This window comes from Chitinophaga polysaccharea, from assembly GCF_902150045.1.
GTDB classification, from domain to species: Bacteria; Bacteroidota; Bacteroidia; order Chitinophagales; family Chitinophagaceae; genus Chitinophaga; species Chitinophaga polysaccharea_A.
Window position 1 is genome coordinate 558,194 of record NZ_CABFVU010000004.1, and the last position, 16,530, is coordinate 574,723.

The 16,530-nt window shown below is 47.1% G+C and carries 17 protein-coding genes and 1 tRNA gene; 7 read left to right on the plus strand and 11 right to left on the minus strand.

Translation table 11 applies throughout. The annotated features are described in order from the left end of the window. Window positions 1-156 precede the first annotated feature (156 nt). Entirely contained in the window at window positions 157-2,031 is a 1,875-nt protein-coding gene (locus FN124_RS26995) for a M1 family metallopeptidase (RefSeq protein ID WP_142687891.1), read from the plus strand. A gap of 32 nt (window positions 2,032-2,063) precedes the next feature. Here FN124_RS26995 and FN124_RS27000 read toward each other — a convergent pair whose 3' ends face one another. From FN124_RS27000 to FN124_RS27040, 9 genes are all read right to left on the minus strand, one after another. After that, window positions 2,064-2,723 carry a response regulator gene (locus FN124_RS27000; RefSeq protein ID WP_142687892.1) on the minus strand — a complete coding sequence of 220 codons (660 nt, stop codon included), beginning with the start codon at window positions 2,721-2,723 and terminating at the stop codon, window positions 2,064-2,066. Window positions 2,724-2,725: 2 nt separating this feature from the next. Next, on the minus strand, window positions 2,726-4,126 hold the full coding sequence (locus FN124_RS27005) for an ATP-binding protein (RefSeq protein WP_142687893.1): 1,401 nt from the start codon (window positions 4,124-4,126) through the stop codon (window positions 2,726-2,728). 33 nt (window positions 4,127-4,159) lie between these two features. Further along, complete coding sequence (urtE, locus tag FN124_RS27010; RefSeq protein ID WP_221887923.1) at window positions 4,160-4,873, minus strand: urea ABC transporter ATP-binding subunit UrtE; 714 nt, start codon at window positions 4,871-4,873, stop codon at window positions 4,160-4,162. Then, window positions 4,870-5,625: an urea ABC transporter ATP-binding protein UrtD gene (gene urtD / locus FN124_RS27015; RefSeq protein ID WP_142687894.1), complete on the minus strand. Its 756-nt coding sequence runs from the start codon at window positions 5,623-5,625 to the stop codon at window positions 4,870-4,872. The genes urtE and urtD overlap by 4 nt, the downstream gene beginning before the upstream one ends. Window position 5,626: 1 nt before the next feature. Beyond that, window positions 5,627-6,706: an urea ABC transporter permease subunit UrtC gene (gene urtC / locus FN124_RS27020; RefSeq protein WP_142687895.1), complete on the minus strand. Its 1,080-nt coding sequence runs from the start codon at window positions 6,704-6,706 to the stop codon at window positions 5,627-5,629. Between the two features lie 13 nt (window positions 6,707-6,719). After that, a complete protein-coding gene (gene urtB / locus FN124_RS27025) occupies window positions 6,720-8,363 on the minus strand; it encodes an urea ABC transporter permease subunit UrtB (RefSeq protein WP_221887924.1) in 1,644 nt (547 codons plus the stop codon). A 54-nt stretch (window positions 8,364-8,417) separates the two neighbouring features. Then, complete coding sequence (urtA, locus tag FN124_RS27030; RefSeq protein WP_142687896.1) at window positions 8,418-9,725, minus strand: urea ABC transporter substrate-binding protein; 1,308 nt, start codon at window positions 9,723-9,725, stop codon at window positions 8,418-8,420. A gap of 43 nt (window positions 9,726-9,768) precedes the next feature. Then, window positions 9,769-11,058 carry a porin family protein gene (locus FN124_RS27035; protein WP_142687897.1) on the minus strand — a complete coding sequence of 430 codons (1,290 nt, stop codon included), beginning with the start codon at window positions 11,056-11,058 and terminating at the stop codon, window positions 9,769-9,771. A 394-nt stretch (window positions 11,059-11,452) separates the two neighbouring features. Beyond that, entirely contained in the window at window positions 11,453-12,046 is a 594-nt protein-coding gene (locus FN124_RS27040) for a 2OG-Fe(II) oxygenase (RefSeq protein ID WP_142687898.1), read from the minus strand. Window positions 12,047-12,229: 183 nt separating this feature from the next. Here FN124_RS27040 and FN124_RS27045 point away from each other — a divergent pair, with 183 nt between their 5' ends. From FN124_RS27045 to FN124_RS27055, 3 genes are all read left to right on the plus strand, one after another. Beyond that, window positions 12,230-12,598 carry a YccF domain-containing protein gene (locus tag FN124_RS27045; RefSeq protein ID WP_142687899.1) on the plus strand — a complete coding sequence of 123 codons (369 nt, stop codon included), beginning with the start codon at window positions 12,230-12,232 and terminating at the stop codon, window positions 12,596-12,598. Between the two features lie 63 nt (window positions 12,599-12,661). Beyond that, window positions 12,662-12,862 carry a hypothetical protein gene (locus tag FN124_RS27050; protein WP_142687900.1) on the plus strand — a complete coding sequence of 67 codons (201 nt, stop codon included), beginning with the start codon at window positions 12,662-12,664 and terminating at the stop codon, window positions 12,860-12,862. 219 nt (window positions 12,863-13,081) lie between these two features. Then, window positions 13,082-13,738, plus strand: coding sequence for a nuclear transport factor 2 family protein (locus tag FN124_RS27055; RefSeq protein WP_142687901.1), 657 nt, complete (start codon window positions 13,082-13,084; stop codon window positions 13,736-13,738). A 23-nt stretch (window positions 13,739-13,761) separates the two neighbouring features. Here FN124_RS27055 and FN124_RS27060 read toward each other — a convergent pair whose 3' ends face one another. Continuing rightward, the gene (locus tag FN124_RS27060; RefSeq protein ID WP_142687902.1) at window positions 13,762-14,340 is read right to left on the minus strand and encodes a YdeI/OmpD-associated family protein; all 579 of its coding nucleotides are present in this window, start codon (window positions 14,338-14,340) and stop codon (window positions 13,762-13,764) included. Window positions 14,341-14,455: 115 nt separating this feature from the next. Between FN124_RS27060 and FN124_RS27065 the strand changes: the two genes are divergently transcribed. From FN124_RS27065 to FN124_RS27075, 3 genes are all read left to right on the plus strand, one after another. Then, window positions 14,456-14,528, plus strand: a tRNA-Lys gene (locus tag FN124_RS27065). A gap of 289 nt (window positions 14,529-14,817) precedes the next feature. Next, window positions 14,818-15,348: an ORF6N domain-containing protein gene (locus FN124_RS27070; protein WP_260607594.1), complete on the plus strand. Its 531-nt coding sequence runs from the start codon at window positions 14,818-14,820 to the stop codon at window positions 15,346-15,348. Further along, window positions 15,335-15,772, plus strand: coding sequence for a hypothetical protein (locus FN124_RS27075; RefSeq protein ID WP_142687903.1), 438 nt, complete (start codon window positions 15,335-15,337; stop codon window positions 15,770-15,772). Before FN124_RS27070 ends, FN124_RS27075 begins: the two co-directional genes overlap by 14 nt. Window positions 15,773-15,842: 70 nt before the next feature. Here FN124_RS27075 and FN124_RS27080 read toward each other — a convergent pair whose 3' ends face one another. Next, window positions 15,843-16,304, minus strand: a complete 462-nt coding sequence (locus FN124_RS27080) for a hypothetical protein (protein WP_142687904.1) — start codon at window positions 16,302-16,304, stop codon at window positions 15,843-15,845. Window positions 16,305-16,530: the final 226 nt, after the last annotated feature.

A 16,530-nucleotide genomic window follows, 5' to 3' on the forward strand; every position in this document is an offset into this window, starting at 1 on the left:
TTTTAATAACAACAAATTTATACTTTTACCGATGTTTTAATATGTTCGCTTTTGATACAGGCATCGACCGGTTTTAAAAACCTGCCGTTTACATAAATCCTGCAAGATGTTTCCCCATACTTCCCTAATTTTAGCGTTCGTAACCAGCAATTGCTTATGAACAAACTTATTTACAGCCTGCTGTTGTTATTGGGTGCAAACACCATAACATCAGCACAGGAATTGTACATGCCCCGTAATATCAAACAGGCGTATGCAAACGGAACCCGCGACAAAAGCGGCGCACCAGGGAAGAATTACTGGCAGAACAAGGGAACATACAATATCCACCTCTCGGTAAACCCGCCGGACCGTAAAGTGACGGGCAGTGAAACAATCAGCTATGTGAACAACAGCCCCAATGCTTTAAAAAGCTTTTTACTCCGTATGATCGTGAATTTGCATAAGCCGCAGTCGCCCCGCTCCGGCTATACCAGCAAAAACTTCCTGACAGATGGTATCACCATCGATACGCTGATCGCCAACGGAGTGGCGCTGCCGGTCAATAACGATGTGGGCACGGTAACGAATATAGTGCTGCCGGCTCCGTTGCAGCCGAAAGACAGCCTGCAGCTGCAGATCCGCTGGCACTACGACCTCTCCATACAAAGCGGCCGGGAAGGTATGCTGGACAGCACCTCCGTGTTTATGGCCTATGCTTATCCCCGCGTATCGGTGTACGACGACTACAACGGATGGGACGGACTGGATCATACCGACCGCGTGGAGTTCTACAGTGATTTCAACGACTACAATGTATCGGTAACCGTGCCTAAGAACTTCGTGGTATGGGGCACGGGCAACCTGCTCAATGCCTCAGAAGTATTGCAGCCCGAGTTTGCAAAACGCCTGGAGCAATCCTATACCGCCGATAACGTGATGCATATTGCTACCCTCGATGAAATGCAACGCAAAGTAGTGACCCGGCAACAGGATAGGAACACCTGGAAGTTCAGGGCCGTCCATATTGCGGATGTTACCTTCGCTGCCAGTAATCATTATGTATGGGATGCCTCCAGCGTGGTGGTAGACAGTAGCACCATGCGCCGCGCCAGCGTACAGGCGGCATATAATGATACGGCAACAGACTTCCGTCATTCGGTAGCGTTTTCACAGAATGCCCTGAGCTGGTTCTCCCGTCACTGGCCGGGCGTGCCATATCCCTTCCCGGTAATGACCGCCGTACAGGGCTTTGCTGATATGGAATTCCCTATGATGGTAAACGATGGCTCTGTGGGAGACGACCTCAGTTTCGCACAACTGGTGCAGGACCATGAAATAGCGCATACCTGGTTCCCTTTCTACATGGGCATCAACGAAAGCCGCTACGCCTTTATGGATGAAGGCTGGGCTACCACTTTTGAATATCTTATCGGCATTGCGGAAAAAGGAAAGGAAACAGCGGATAACTTCTACAAAAAATTCAGGGTTACCAAGTATATCTTCGATCCTTCCACAGAAGAAGACCAGCCTATTATTTCCATGTCTAACCAGGTAAGTGGAATGGGCTACAGCAATAACTCCTATGGCAAAGCATCCCTGTCTTACCTGGCGGTGAAAGATCTGCTCGGAGATGCCCGCTTCAAAAAATGCCTGCATGCTTATATGGACAACTGGCATGGTAAACATCCCATCCCATGGGATTATTTTTATTCCTTCAACACGGCCGCCGGTGAAAACCTCGACTGGTTCTGGAACAACTGGTTCTTCAGCTATAATTACATCGATCTTACTTTATCAGATGTAATGCAAAACAAGAAACACCTGTCGGTGAAAATTACCAATACCGGCGGGTTTGCAATCCCCTTTGATGTGATCGTGACCTTTGCGGATGGCAGCGAAGCTACCTTTCACCAAACGCCTGCGGTATGGAAAGCCAATACCAAAACTACAACGCTGGAGCTGGCAGTGAAGAAGGACGTAAGCGCCGTACGGCTGGATGGTAACCTGTTTATGGATGCCAATGTAAAAGATAATACCTGGAAAAAATAGATCTATGCAGGGAGCCGCGGCAAGCGGTTCCCTTATTCCTCTTTCAGCAACCCGTTTGTTCTACAATATTCCACGGCTTCCTCTATACTGTTCACCTGGAACTTGCGAAGGATATTCATACGATGCGCCTCAATGGTACGGATGCTGATGTTCAGTGATTCGGCAATGTCTTTATTATTAAGTCCCTGGCTGATCATGCGCATGATCTGTTCTTCCCGGCGGGAAAGGGAAATGTCGGAGGTGCCGCCATTACCGGGTGTTTGCCGGGCATCGAGGTATTTCTTTACCAGTACGTCGCTTACTTCGCCAATGAAATAATACCTGCCTTGGTGAATGGTGCGGATGGCGCTGAGGAATATTTTATTGCTGGTATCTTTCAGGATATAACCGCTGGCGCCCATTTCCAGGGCGGCGGCTACGTAGTCGGGCTCGTCAAATAAACTAAAGAAGAGGATCCTGCCATTGGGATTTTTTTCCAGCAGGTGGATGCTGGTTTCCAGGCCGTTCATCCCTGGCATGCGGATGTCCATAATGATCACATCGGGCCGGATTTCTGCTAATTGTTGTAGCGCATCTTCCCCGCTGCTGGCTTCTCCAATCACTTCCATATCGGCTTCACTGTTGATGAGCTGTTTAAGACCGTTCCGGAATATTTCATGATCATCTACTAAAAAAACGCCTGTTTTTTTCATTGCTAAAAAGTTATTGCCAACTGTACAATTGTTCCGGTGCCAGGTTGGGAATTGATCTGGAGCGTACCGCCCAGTAATTCCGCCCTTTCTTTCATATTGCGGATGCCATTCACTTTTTTGACCTGCTCGGTGGAGTAGAGCTGGCGGCTGTCGAAATGAAAACCCTTGCCATTATCGCTCACGCTTAACTGCAGGAAGTTGGCGGTACCGTCAATATCTATTTCAATGGTATCTGCGTCTGCATGTTTAATGGCATTGTTCAATGCCTCCTGCAAGATACGGTAAACGCCCGTTTTAACTTCCTTTGGCAGCGGCGCCGCCGATAAAGTTTCTTCCAGCTGGAAACTGATGCCCGGCGCCGTTTGCCGGCATAGTTTGATCAGCTCATCGATAGCAGCCCTTAGCCCGAAATCTTCCAGTACGCTGGGCAGCAGATCGGCGCAAATACGCTTGGTTTCATGGATGATGCTGTACATCATGGTATTCACCATGGCTATTTCGGGATCATGCTGCATGCTGCGGTCTTCAATCTGTTCCAGTTTCATACGCAAACTGGTAAGCATTTGCCCGATACCGTCGTGTATTTCAGCAGCAATGCGTTTCCGCTCTTTCTCCTGCCCATTGATAATGGAATATGATCGGATGCGTTGTTCCATTTCCTGGCGCAGTAATTTTTCCTGGTTAGCCAGCTGCACTTCCTCTGTTAATTTACGGGCCCGCTCTTCTGCATCTACCAAACCCCGGATAATTTTCCGGATACGGGTAGAGAGGGGATAGAAGATCACACCGGCCTCCAGCATCAGCGTAAACAGCACCAGGCCCAGTACGATGTATTCAATCTCTTTCAGGTTACGGATGCGTTCCTTGGAAAAGCGGTCGTAGTCGAACACGATCAGCTCCATGCCCAGCAGGTACGATTTCTCATACGCCAGGATGGTTTGTACGTAAGGCCGTATATGCGCCGCGTTAAAGGTTGTATCGCGGTACAGTACCGTGATCATTTTACTGGCGGCATCCCATATCTCCTGGTGAGGGGTGCGGATGATCTCGAACATCTGCCTCAGTTCATCCTGGTCGTTGGCCGGCAGGTTGAGGAAGTTACTGCCTGCCTGTAAGCCTTCGTGCGATTTCTGCCACTGTTTCAGCGTATTGATAAATTCTTTCCGGTTATCTTCTATGTCGCGGCCCGATTCCAGCAGCAGCGCCAGTTTGCTCAGGGTCTGGCTATAAGTGCGCAGCCTCGCCGCAAAATTGATCACATGCGAATCGTTCATCTGGTGGTTCAGCGCCTGCTGGATCTTGATCTGGCTGAATACAGACAATAATGCAATAGTGGTGAGCGCCACCGCATAAAGGATGGTGAAGATCTTAAAAATACTTCTGTCTTCGGATACAGGATGCATAATGCTAAAGATAATAAAACCTGCCTGCTGGAGCTATACGGCGATATGTTTTTCCAGCTCCGTGTGTTTCAGTTCTTCCGCGGTGCCATCCATCACCATCCGGCCACGGTCCATAAAATAGTAATGGTCCGTTACCTGGCTGGCAAAATCTATCTTCTGTTCCACCAGTAAAACAGACAATCCTTTTTCCTGCACCAGCTGTTGCAGGATGCTGCCAATCTCCTGGGCAATGGAAGGCTGTATGCCTTCTGTAGGCTCATCGAGCAGCAGCAGGGAGGGATTGCTCACCAGCGCACGGGCAATAGACAGCTGCTGTTGCTGCCCCCCGCTGAGGTTGCCGCCGGCGCGTTTGCGGAAATCTTTCAGGATGGGAAACAGGTGATAGATCTCCTCTTCGGGGATCTTCGCCTTCCTGTCGGGATGCGCTTCCAGCCCCAGTTGCAGGTTTTCGTATACCGTTAGCTTCGGGATAATTTCCCTGCCCTGCGGCACATAGGCGATACCTGCTTTTGCTTTTTTATGCGGCGGCAATGTGGTAATGTTCTCATTGTTGAAAACAATGCTGCCTTCCTGTGCAGGAAGTAAGCCCATGATGGTTTTGAGCAGCGTGGTTTTCCCAACGCCGTTGCGGCCCATTACCGTGGTAACGGCGCCTTTCTTTACCGCGAGGGTGGTACCCCGCAAAATGATGCTCTGCCCGTAAGCGGCGGAGATATTGTTAACAGCTAAAACCGGTGTGTTCATCATAATGTTTCCAATTGAGCGTTAGTACGGCCTAAATAACAATCTATAACCCGCTGGTCGTTCTTTACTTCTGCGAAAGTGCCTTCCATCAGTCGTTTGCCGCGAACCAGCACAGTTACCAGTTCATTGGCTATCTGTTCTACAAATTTCATATCATGTTCAATCACAATAATACTGTGGGCTTTGGACAGCTCCAGCAGCAGTGCGCCGGTTTTCTCTGTTTCTTCATCGCTCATGCCGGCGGCGGGTTCATCTATCAGCATCAGGGTGGGATCCTGCAATACCACGATGGCAATTTCCAGCCATTGTTTCTGCCCGTGGGAAAGATCACCGGCCAGCTTGTACATCACATTGGTGAGCGATAGCTTCACCGCTACACTGTGTATCCGGTCTGCCAGCGCCGGCGTGGATTTGAAGAAGAGGGAAGAAAAGATGTCTTTCTTCATTTTGGCGGCCAGCAGGAGGTTGTCGTATACCGAAAGCCCGGGAAATACTGAGGGCTTCTGGAACTTGCGGCCAATGCCGGCTTCAGCGATCTGTACTTCCGTTTTGCCAAGAATGGATTTACCGTTGAAAGTGATTTCTCCTTTGTCTGCTTTTGTTTTTCCGCAGATGATATCCAGGAAGGTGGACTTGCCCGCTCCGTTAGGGCCAATGATCACCCGCAGTTCTTTATCGCGCAGGCTGAAATGATCCAGGTTCAGTGCATGCACACCGCCAAATGATACCGACAGGTTGTTTACGTTGAGTAGCATATCAGTGGGTAGTTTGAGGTGTTTTAAACCGGGTGGCGGAAAATCTCTGTTTAATACTATCTATCAATCCCATAAATCCTTTATCAAAATATAATACCGTGATTACAAACAGGAAGCCCAGTATAAACAACCATGAATCAGGGAATAAACTGGTGCAGATGCTGTACAGGAAGTTCACCAGCAAAGCGCCTATCACGGCGCCTTTCAGGTTGCCCCTGCCGCCCAGCGCTACCCACATCACCATTTCTACCGATGCTTTTACATCCATACGCCCCGGTGTAATAATACCGGTTTGAGGAAGGTACAGCATACCGCCCGCAGCGGCTAACAGTGCCGCCACTACGAAAACGGCCAGCTTGTAATCCACTACCTTGTAAGCGGTATAACTCACGCGGGACTCACTGTCGCGGATGGCCTGCAATACTTTCCCGAACTTGGAATGCGTGATCTTATAACAACAGAAATAGGCCCCGCATAATATGACAAAGGAGATCATGTACAGTCCCAGTTTTACGGAAGATGAAGACAGGGGAAAACCCAGGATGGTGCTGAAATCGGTAAGACCGTTAGTACCGCCCAGGTTAGTTTCATTCCGCAGGAAAATAAGCCACATCGCCAGTGTAAGCGCCTGCGTAATGATAGCCATGTACACGCCTTTGATGCGGCTTCTGAATAATACGAAGCCTACAATAAAGGCAAACACCGCGGGGATCAGCAGGCATAATGCCAGCGACCAGCCGAACGACTGGAACGGCTGCCAGAAGAAGGGTAGTGTTTCTATTTTATTCCAGGCCATAAAATCCGGCAGCACAGCGCCGGCTGTTGCGGTTTTCTTCAGCAGCAAATGCATGGCAATGCCATAGCTGCCCAGGCAAAAGAAGAAAGCCTGGCACATGGAGAGAATGCCGGTATAACCCCATATCAGGTCTATGCCCAGCGCCGCAATGGCAAAGCAGAAATAACGCCCCCATACGGAAATGGTGTTCACTGATAAAAGCCCCGACAGGTAACCTGCCGGCAGCAGGATCGCAAAAACAGCGATGAACAAAATATATAGCAGTGTGTTGTTGTTCGTTTTCATAATGCCCGTTTTTTTAATCTTCCGCAATGCGGCCTTTGTCTGGAAATAAGCCTTTGGGTTTATATTGCATGAAAAGCATTATAAACACCAGGATAAACACTTTTCCGTATACTGCCTGGAAAAAGGACTCTGATATTTTGGTGAAGAAGCCAATGCCCAAGCCGGAAAAGATAGTGCCGGCCAGCTTGCCTACGCCGCCTGTTACCACTACCAGGAAAGAATCTACAATATAAGTTTGCCCCATATCCGGCACCACGTTGCCAATCAGCGTAATGGCGCAACCGGCCAGTCCGGCCAGTCCCGAGCCAATAAAAAAAGTGATGGATGCCACGCGCCGGGTTTCTATACCCAGGCAGGCGCTCATCTGACGGTTCTGTGTAACTGCCCTGATCTGTAACCCCAGCCTGGTGCGGAACAGCATGAGGTAGGTGAACAGCACCATGAACAAAGTGAGCACTATAATAAAGATGCGGTTGTAGGGCAGGGTAAGATGCGGCGATACCTGCCAGCCGCCGGATAGCAGCTGAGGCGTTTTCACCGCGGTAAGATCGCCGAATAACAAACGGGCAGTCTGGATCAGTATGAGACTTACTCCCCAGGTGGCCAGCAGGCTTTCCAGGGGTTTGGCATACAGGTGGCGGATCACCAGCCTTTCCAGGATCCAGCCCATAGCGCCTGCCACGATGAATGACAAGGGCAGTGCGCAGAGGAAGAAAATATCTGTTTGTGGAATGCCCAGTGTGTGGGTGAAAAATACCTGTGTGCAATAAGTGGTGTAGGCGCCTATCATCATAAACTCTCCATGCGCCATGTTAATGATACCGGCTAATCCATATACAATGGAAAGGCCAAGAGCAATGAGGATCAGGATGCTACCCAAACTTAACCCGCTGAAAAAATTCTGGATGCGCTGCAAGCTGTCGTACCGCTTCTCCAGGCTGACGGCCTTTGCCGCCGCATAGTGGGCCGTTTCCTGGTTAAGGAATCCTGCTTTGGCGTAGTTCCGTAATAACACGGGGGCATTATCGCTCCAGTTATCGCCGATACTGTCGATATAGGCGTTGGCGTTAGCTGTGCTGGTAGCCTTGTATAGCCGGGCGGCATACAGCACATCTTTGCCGGTGCGGAGTGCATCGGCGTTGGTTTCCTTTGCCAGTGCGGCCTGCAGGATGGAGAGCGTGGCGCTGTCGCCGGTGTTTTTGAGTTGTGAATAAGCGAGGATGCGTTTCTGCGCATCATTGCTGAAAAGGTTGAGCAGCGGCGCAATGCCCGCCAGCTGGAGGCGGTCGCCCCGCGGAATGTCCACTGTTTTTAAGGCAGACAATGGTAACAGCAGCGGTTGCCCGCTGCTGTTGGTAAGAAGTGTGTTGTCGGGATAAAGAGAGTAAAGCCGGTAGGTTCCTTCGCCGGTAGGTTTACTGTCCACCGTAACCGCTTTCTGATCCAGCAGGTACAGCTTTTTATCATTGATCGCCATCAGCAAAGGAAAGGTGGCCGGTATACGAAGGGCGGCCAGCCTGCCAATAGCTTTTGTGCGCACGGAGTCGGCGGGTGGTTGCAGCAGCTGTGCGGTGTAGATGGAGGCGCTGTCCTGCCCCGCTGAAAACAGCGGCAGCAGCAGTAAGCAGCACATCAGCATCCGTAAGGAAGTATTCATCGCATCGTTTTTGATAAGTTGGAAATAGCCTGTCTTCAGTAAAAAAGTATCCGCTTATTTTTTTGCGTAGGTACCGTTGTGGTTCACCCAGTCGCAATCTTTATCAGGTGATGTTAAGGGCGACCATGGCTGCGGATCTACCAGTCCTTCAGATTTCCAGATGATATCAAACTGTCCGTCGGGTTTTATTTCGCCTATCACTACCGGTTTAGCCAGGTGATGATTCCGTGGGTCCATTTTTACCAATCCGTCGGGAGAAGGGAAGTCCAGTCCGTATAAGGCGTTGCGTACTTTTGATACATCGAAGGAGCCAGCCTTTTCAGCGGCTTTGGCCCAGAGGTATACGCCGGTGTAAGCCCAGCAGATAGGATCGTCTGTTACTCTTTTATCGCCGCCGGGGAGCCCTTTCTTTGCGCAGAAGGCTTTAAAGTCCGCCACGAATTTTTTGTTCTCAGGCAGGTCGTTCGACTGGAAGTAGTTCCATGCTGCGAGGTGGCCTACCAGGAATTCGGTGTCCATAGAGCGGAGCTCATCTTCTGCCACAGAAAATGCCATGATAGGGCAGGTAGCTGAGGAGAGGCCCTGGTTGGCAAATTCCTTATAGAAAGGCACATTGGAATCGCCGTTGATGGTAGAGAGGATACAGGCCTTGCCATCTGCTGCAAAGCGTTTTACTTTAGAGATGATGGTTTGGTAATCCTGGTGGTGGAATGGCGTGTATTCTTCAATGATATTTTCTTTCGGGATGCCTTTCGAAAGCAGGTAGGCTTTCAGGATCTTGTTGGCTGTGCGGGGAAACACATAATCTGTTCCCAGCAGGTAGAACTTTTTATATCCGCCGCCTTTTTCGCTCATCAGGTATTCCGCGGCTGGAATCAGTTGCTGATTGGGTGTAGCGCCGGTATAGATCACGCTGTTGGAGCATTCTTCCCCTTCGTATTGCACCGGGTAAAAGAGCAGGCCGTTGTTCTGCTCAAATACCGGCAGTACTGATTTGCGGGATACGGAAGTCCAGCAGCCAAATACAGCAGATACTTTTTTATCGATGAGCAGTTCCTTGGCTTTCTCCGCAAACAGGTCCCAGTCGGACGCCGGGTCTACGATCACCGGTTCTATTTGTTTGCCGAGTACGCCGCCTTTGGCGTTGATTTCATCCACTGCCATTTGTACCGCATCTTTTAACGATACTTCAGAAATGGCCATGGTGCCGCTGAGAGAGTGGAGCACGCCTATTTTCACGGTTTCTTTGGTAGCGGCGGAGTCGGCGCCGCTGGTTTTCCCGGCGCTGTTGTTACAGGAAGAAAAGAGTGCCGTAGCGCCCAGGAGCAGGATGGGTAGTTGTTTCAGGAAAGCGTTTCTCATGTTGACTTATATTTTATAAAGAAGATGAATGAATGTTTGTGCATTAGAAGATGAAGAACTGGGCCTGGAGCCATACCTGGCCGAATGTTTTTTTCGTATAGTCGTCTGGTATAGCAGTGGCTACATTGTAGGTACGGGTAGTGTAGGAGAGGCGCAGGTTGGTACCGGTGCCATTGAAAAAGTAGTTGAGCCCTCCACCCATAACGGTGCTGGAGTTTAGCTTGTCAAAGTTGGCAGGCTTTACGGCGCCGGTTTGTGCGGCTTCTGCGTTTACGTCCTGGTTCTCGTAACGGATCCAGGGTTGGAGTTTCGACTTTTTGAAGTAGTAGCCGAGCTCCAGGAACTGAACTGTTTGTTTGGGAATGAGGGTAGCAAAGGAGTATTTGGAATCCAGGCTGGTGCCGCCGGTCATGTATTGGAAGGCTGCGTTGAGTGTAACCGAGCCGGCATTGCCGAGCGGGTGATCAAAAAACACATCCGTGCTGAGATTGTAATAGGAGGCCTGTGCGTCGAAGCCGGCGCCCCATGCCAGGGTTTTGCCGTTGCCCAGTTTGGTACCCGCGTAATAAAAGTCCTTTTCCGCATCCAGGAAGTTGTAGGCTACGCGGCCTACCGTACGGAGGGGGGCGCCGCCATCTACATTACGGCCAGTGAAAACCCCGAGCCGGTATTCCAGTTTATCGTTTGCGAGGAACCCGCGGGCGTTGATACCGAGGTCACGTCCGAAATTCCCCTGCAGCGGACTGTTGGCAAACAGGTTATAAGGATACTGGAAGTAGGTGAAGTCGTTGGCCATTAACCCGGCAGCGCCCTGTAAGCCGTTACGGTTGTTGGATACCAGCTGCATACCTGCTATGAGCTGGAATGCGTTGGTGAAAGTATATTCCAGCTGTGCGTCCAGGATGATGGGCGATACCTTCACATTCTTTTCCCCGTTTGATTGGATACCGATAGGAGAAGGTATTTCCGTTTCCATAAAGAAGCTGGCTTTTTTGGTAAGCTGACCGCCTACCAGTACCCTGGCTCGGTAAATGGAAAAGCCCTTGTTCCAGTCTTTCGCCGTTTTATCGTTGCTGGGAGCGCCAAACCCGGTTTGTTCCCCGGAGGCGAACATATGAACAATTGCGCCTACCTGGATAGATGGTTTAAACGGCAGTTCAGATGCCTGGAAAAGGGTGATGGCTTTAGCGCTGTCGGTGCTGGTATTTAAAGAGGCGGGAAGCTCAATTAAGTAACCGCCTCTCTTTTTCTTTTTCGGGGGATCGTTGTTTTCGGCTTTGGCAATAAAGGAAGCAATAGCAAGTATGAAGGTAAAAGTGGCTGACAATTTCATAAAATAAGTAATTAAAAATTGAATAATGTACTTAAGTACTTTTTTGGTTGATCGATCAGTATACTTAAGTATAAAAGTAGAAGATTAATTTACTTAATTCATAAATTTTTTTACAAATAGGCTAATATTCGTGTTATTTGTTGATTTTATTAGTATATATATTTTATTATAATATTAATGTGAATAGATGAATGAATATTATTAATACGTTGATATTCAAATATTTGAATAAAATTTATGCAAGTATAGTATCAGAATAGTATATTTCGGTTAACAGAAATATATATTTATATGATTAAATAATAATGTGATTATGGATCAAAGGGTAAATCCTGTATTGGAGCTACCAGGAGATATATGACACCCCGGCGCGATCCGGAAGTTATGGGATGGCTTAACGTTTCAGCCAGCCGGTAATACTCATCCTGGGCTTATGTGTGAGCAGCACTTCGTGTTCCAGCTCGCTGCTTTTAAAGAAAACGGTTTTCCCTGCGCTGGGGTCTATCTGTTGCGCATTGCTTCCTGTATGGTAAATGGATAACTGGCCTCCATCGGCGGGCTGCCAGCCGGTATTGAGGTAAATGATCATAGAGTATTGGCGGCTGTCGTTGTTGCGAAACTGGTCCAGGTGCCTGCGGTAAAAGCTTCCTGTTTCATACAGGGTATAATGGAACTCATACCCGGTGATGCCTGTGTAGCACGACTGGTTCAAATAAACCACAAAGGCATCCATCACATCAAAAAAAGCATTTTCATGCGCGTTGTTGTGCTGCCTGTCGAGCCAGTAAATAACATCCCCGCGAAGGGATCTGTCCTGGTTCACCTGTGCTTGATTGCCGGTTCCCGCTGCCAGCATATTTTTCAGGGAATGAAGATGTAACAGGTTTTCCTTTAAGCTGCCGGAAAGCTCACTGCTTAAAAAATTTTCTGAGATACCTACTTTGCTTTCGATAAAGCTGTTAATTAATGTGTCAAAGGCCTGTTGCAAAAGAGGAGTGCTTATAGGAACAGCATTATTCCTATCCCGGTGAAGATAGCTGGAATAAAAGATTTCCGCTCATTATTTTCCATGTACACCAGGATGAATGGCACTGCAGGGTAATTTTTTGCCGGAGAAAAAAGAATTATAAGGGCCTCTCCAAATATCCTTTAACCTTTTTACATTTGAAAGATGAACTTAATAGGTAACATCATCTGGCTTATTTTCGGCGGCTTTATCGCCTTTGTACAGTATATGGTGAGCGGCTTGCTGCTTTGTCTTACCATCATTGGTATCCCGTTTGGGTTACAATGTTTTAAGATTGGCCTCTTTACGTTACTGCCTTTCGGTCGGCAGGTGAGAGAGGCGCCGGGGCAAACCGGTTGCCTGTCAACTATCTTCAACATTATCTGGATCCTGATAGGCGGTGTTTGGATAGCCCTTACCCACCTGTTTTTTGGCCTGTTGCTTTGCATTACCATTATTGGCATTCCCTGGGGCCGGCAGCATTTTAAGCTGATGAGCCTTAGTTTCACGCCATTTGGAAAGGAAGTTTTCTAACGGTTGTGTATGCCGCTGTTGGCATGACTATTGGATTTCATTACCCGGACTAAAAACTGGCATATGAAAAAGATATTGTTTGCAGCAGCAGCGGTAGGTACTGCCGCCTCCCTGGTTATCTTATATCTCAGGAAACGTCAACAGGGACATGATTTAATGGAAGATGCCCGCGATACTGTAAATAAAACTGCCGGCACCATGCGTGATTATGCACGCAAAGCAAAAGCAGAGGCCAATGGTATTTACAGCAATGCAATGGGGTAAATTACATAAGTTTTTAAAAGCGCGCCGGGGTAATCCGGTGCGCTTTTTTTATCAAGCCCCAATTAATTACCACTGAATACCCGGAAAATAGTAGGTTTACATCATCATTATTCTCATCACATATCTTCTCCCGGTTACCCAACACCGGAACTCCCTGGAAAGGAATTGAGTTTTCTTTCCCTGCTATTCCTGTATTTTTTATTAACCAGTTTATTTTTTATGTCATCAATATACAACAAGGCCATTGTATTGGCCGCACTGAAGCACCTCATAGGGGAGCGCAATACTTCTGTTATAGATACCTACGTTCATGATTCCTATATCCAGCACAGCCCCATGGTAAAAGACGGCAAAGCCGGTTTGCTGGAAGCCTTGGAACAACTGAAGCAGTACCCGGCGCCGGCATCCGCCAAAAGCCCAGTAGTGCGCACCATTGCAGACGGCAAGTATGTAATGCTGCACATGGATGTAGCATTTATGGGTAAAAACGTGGCGGTTGTGGATCTTTATCGCCTTGAAAACGGGAAGCTGGCCGAGCATTGGGACGCCACGCAGGAAAATGCCGTTACGGAAGGAGCAGCTGAAATAAGGGATCTGCACCTGACTGCCTCTAATAAGGCAATTATAGCGCAGTACTTCCGGCAGCCGGATAAGGCGTTGCTACAGCCGGGTTACCAATCACATTCACCTTTGCCTTCACAGGATGTGGAAGTACACCGCATTATAGGAGAGGGGAATTTTGTAATGGTACAATCCTCCACTGCAGCGGCGGTATATTATGATATATTCCGGTTGGAAAACAGCCTGCTGGCCGAACACTGGCAGGTGACGCAGGTCATCCCTGCCACCATACCGCATAACAATGGTATGATATAATTCCTTTACAGCTGGAGCGGCCGTTAGTGAAATTTCTCGTGCCGTTCCAGCTTTGCTATAAAATCAACAATGCGCTTAGCCCGTGTTTCCGCTTTTTTCGCATTTTGCAACCGGAAATAAATAGCGAACTTATTCTGCTTATTCAGCGTTTCGAAAAAAGCCGCTGCCTTTTTGTTCTTCTTCAGCGCCGCCATAAAGTCATCGGGGACAGTGGCCTCGCTCTGCGTAGCATACGCCTTCTCCCATCGGCCGTCGTCCTTTGCCAGCTCCACCTGGTGAATACCGGCCGGCTTCATTTTCCCTTCTTTGGTAAGGCGCTCTATATGTTTTGTATTTCTTTCCGACCAGATACTCTTGGCCCGCCGTGGTGTAAATTTCTGTTTGAAACATTTTTCGTCAATGGACTTGGATTGCCCGTCGATCCAGCCATAGCACAGCGCTTCATCCAGCGCCTGGGCATAATTAATGGAAGGGATTTTTGTATCTTTTTTATACATGCGGAGCCATACGCCATCTTCTTTGGCATGGTTCTTTGCCAGCCATTTTTCCCATTGCTCCTGGGTTTCAAAGAAAAGTTCGGGTAGTTCTTTAGGATTTGCCATAGATATAAAGATAGGAAATCGGAAAGCGTATATACGTGTTAGTTAGTATTTTTTTATAAAGGTATTTGGAAGTTTTAAATTAATTCATACTTTTGCGCTCCCGTTTAGCGGGAATGATTCCCTAGCTCAGTTGGTAGAGCAATACACTTTTAATGTATGGGTCTTGGGTTCGAGTCCCAAGGGGATCACTGGAAGATGCAAAAGCCTTCAGGTCGCAAGATTTGAAGGCTTTTTTGTGTTCGACATTTTTTGTGGAAAAGGCAGCTCTAATTTAATTTGTTTGTTTTCAATTTATAAGAAGTTCGAGTACCATAGGGGCCGATTTCTTATTCGTTAGGTTTTACAGTTCCTCAGTTTAATGTTTTACTCGCCAATGATTTGTTAATATCACACAATTATCAAACAATAAAGCATACAGTTTATGCAAACGACTAGTTTTGCTCAACGAAGAATCTATTCATAATATAAGTATTATTTATGTCTAAAAATATTAAACAAGCTTCAATTCCAGACGAAATAATAATGGATAAAATCTATTTTATCAGAGGACAGAAAATTATGTTAGACCGGGACCTCGCTGAACTTTATGGTGTTGAGACTAAAAGGTTAAAAGAAGCTGTGAGAAGAAATATAAGTCGGTTTCCAGAGGATTTTATGTTTGAGATGGACAAAGAAGAGTTTGAAAATTGGAGGACGCAATTTGCGTCCTCTAAAGAAGAGTTTAAGGGACTTCGCTACGCACCTTTCTGCTTTAGTGAGCAAGGTGTGACTATGCTTTCCAGTGTTTTGAACAGTGAGAGGGCCATAGTTGTAAATATCCAGATAATACGGATATTTCATCGGATGCGGGAGATGATTTCAACTCACAAGGACATTTTATTGAAGCTGGAGCAACTTGAAAATAAGGTTAGTAACCATAGCGAAGATATAAGATTGATCTTCGATTACCTTAAACAGTTACTTAGCCCTGTATCTGGACCCCGCGATATTAGGGGTGGAATATCTTGAGAAAAAATGGTTTTATCTTTCAAGTCAAATTGGATTTTTAAAGCTGGGAGGAAAAGAAAGTCCTACAATTGGGGATACAACAAACCGTGATAAACAGAGTTGGAACTATGTCCAACTAAATACTTCATTTCGTGTGCGAACTCAAAGTCGTAAAACTGAGCTTTATTTGGGAGCAGGGCCATATATGAATATTTTGGTTGGCTCAGGAGCTTTTAATAAGGAGATGTACTCAGGTTATTCCACTCAACAGACCAACTGGGGATGTAAAACTGAAGCTGGTATTACTGAAAATATCAATAGGTTAAGAATCGGTGTAAATTGCTCGTATTTGCTGGCGTTCTCACCTGTTGCTAAAAGTCAGTATACTTCGATGGCAGCCAAGTCATTAGCGTTTTATTTAAGTCTGGGCTATAGGTTGAGGTAAATATATTTATAAAAGGTCAAAAGCCCGGTCCAGGCTTGTTGTTATACGGATCTGGCTTTTGACCTTTGTTTTATAGAACATAAGAATAGGCAAATTGTACACCTGTTAAATCCCCAGCTGGTAAGGCAGGCGCACTTACAGACTGGCCGACAATATTAGTCATTGGCAGGACTGAATAAGTTGTCATACCAAATTTATTACTGGTTGGCCCGGTTCCTTGGGCAAATTTAATTCCTATCTCTTTCGTCGTCCAATTTGAGTAACCATTTTTGGTCATCAGGTTTGCATCTACTCTTGCAAGCGCACCAGCGGGTAGATCCACTTCTTTTGAAAGCGCATAAACATTGCAGAAGTAATATCCAGTTGCTAAAGGCGACTCTGTATTCGTGATCAAAATTTTCTGATTGATAGCTACTAACTGTAATGTTCCCGTAACATAAAATGGACCTTCCCAAGGTACCATCATACGGTTTATCTTAGTTAAGAGGCTAAGCTTTTTTTGATCGATTTGACTAATAAAAGGAGCGGACATATCCGTAATAGCAGTATTTTCTGTTACCTGTGCGCTATTTAATTGTTTTAATTGAGCCTTTAATGATTCAATGTCTGAACTAGGAATGTTTTTGTCCTTTGTGCATGAAACGGATAGAAATAGGAGAGCTATTACAACTCCAAGAGAATGAGTCTTTTCATAGTGAAAATTTTTAAATGTTTGGATTCGGGTTTAGAACAGGGTTTGGGTTAAGATTAATAATAGG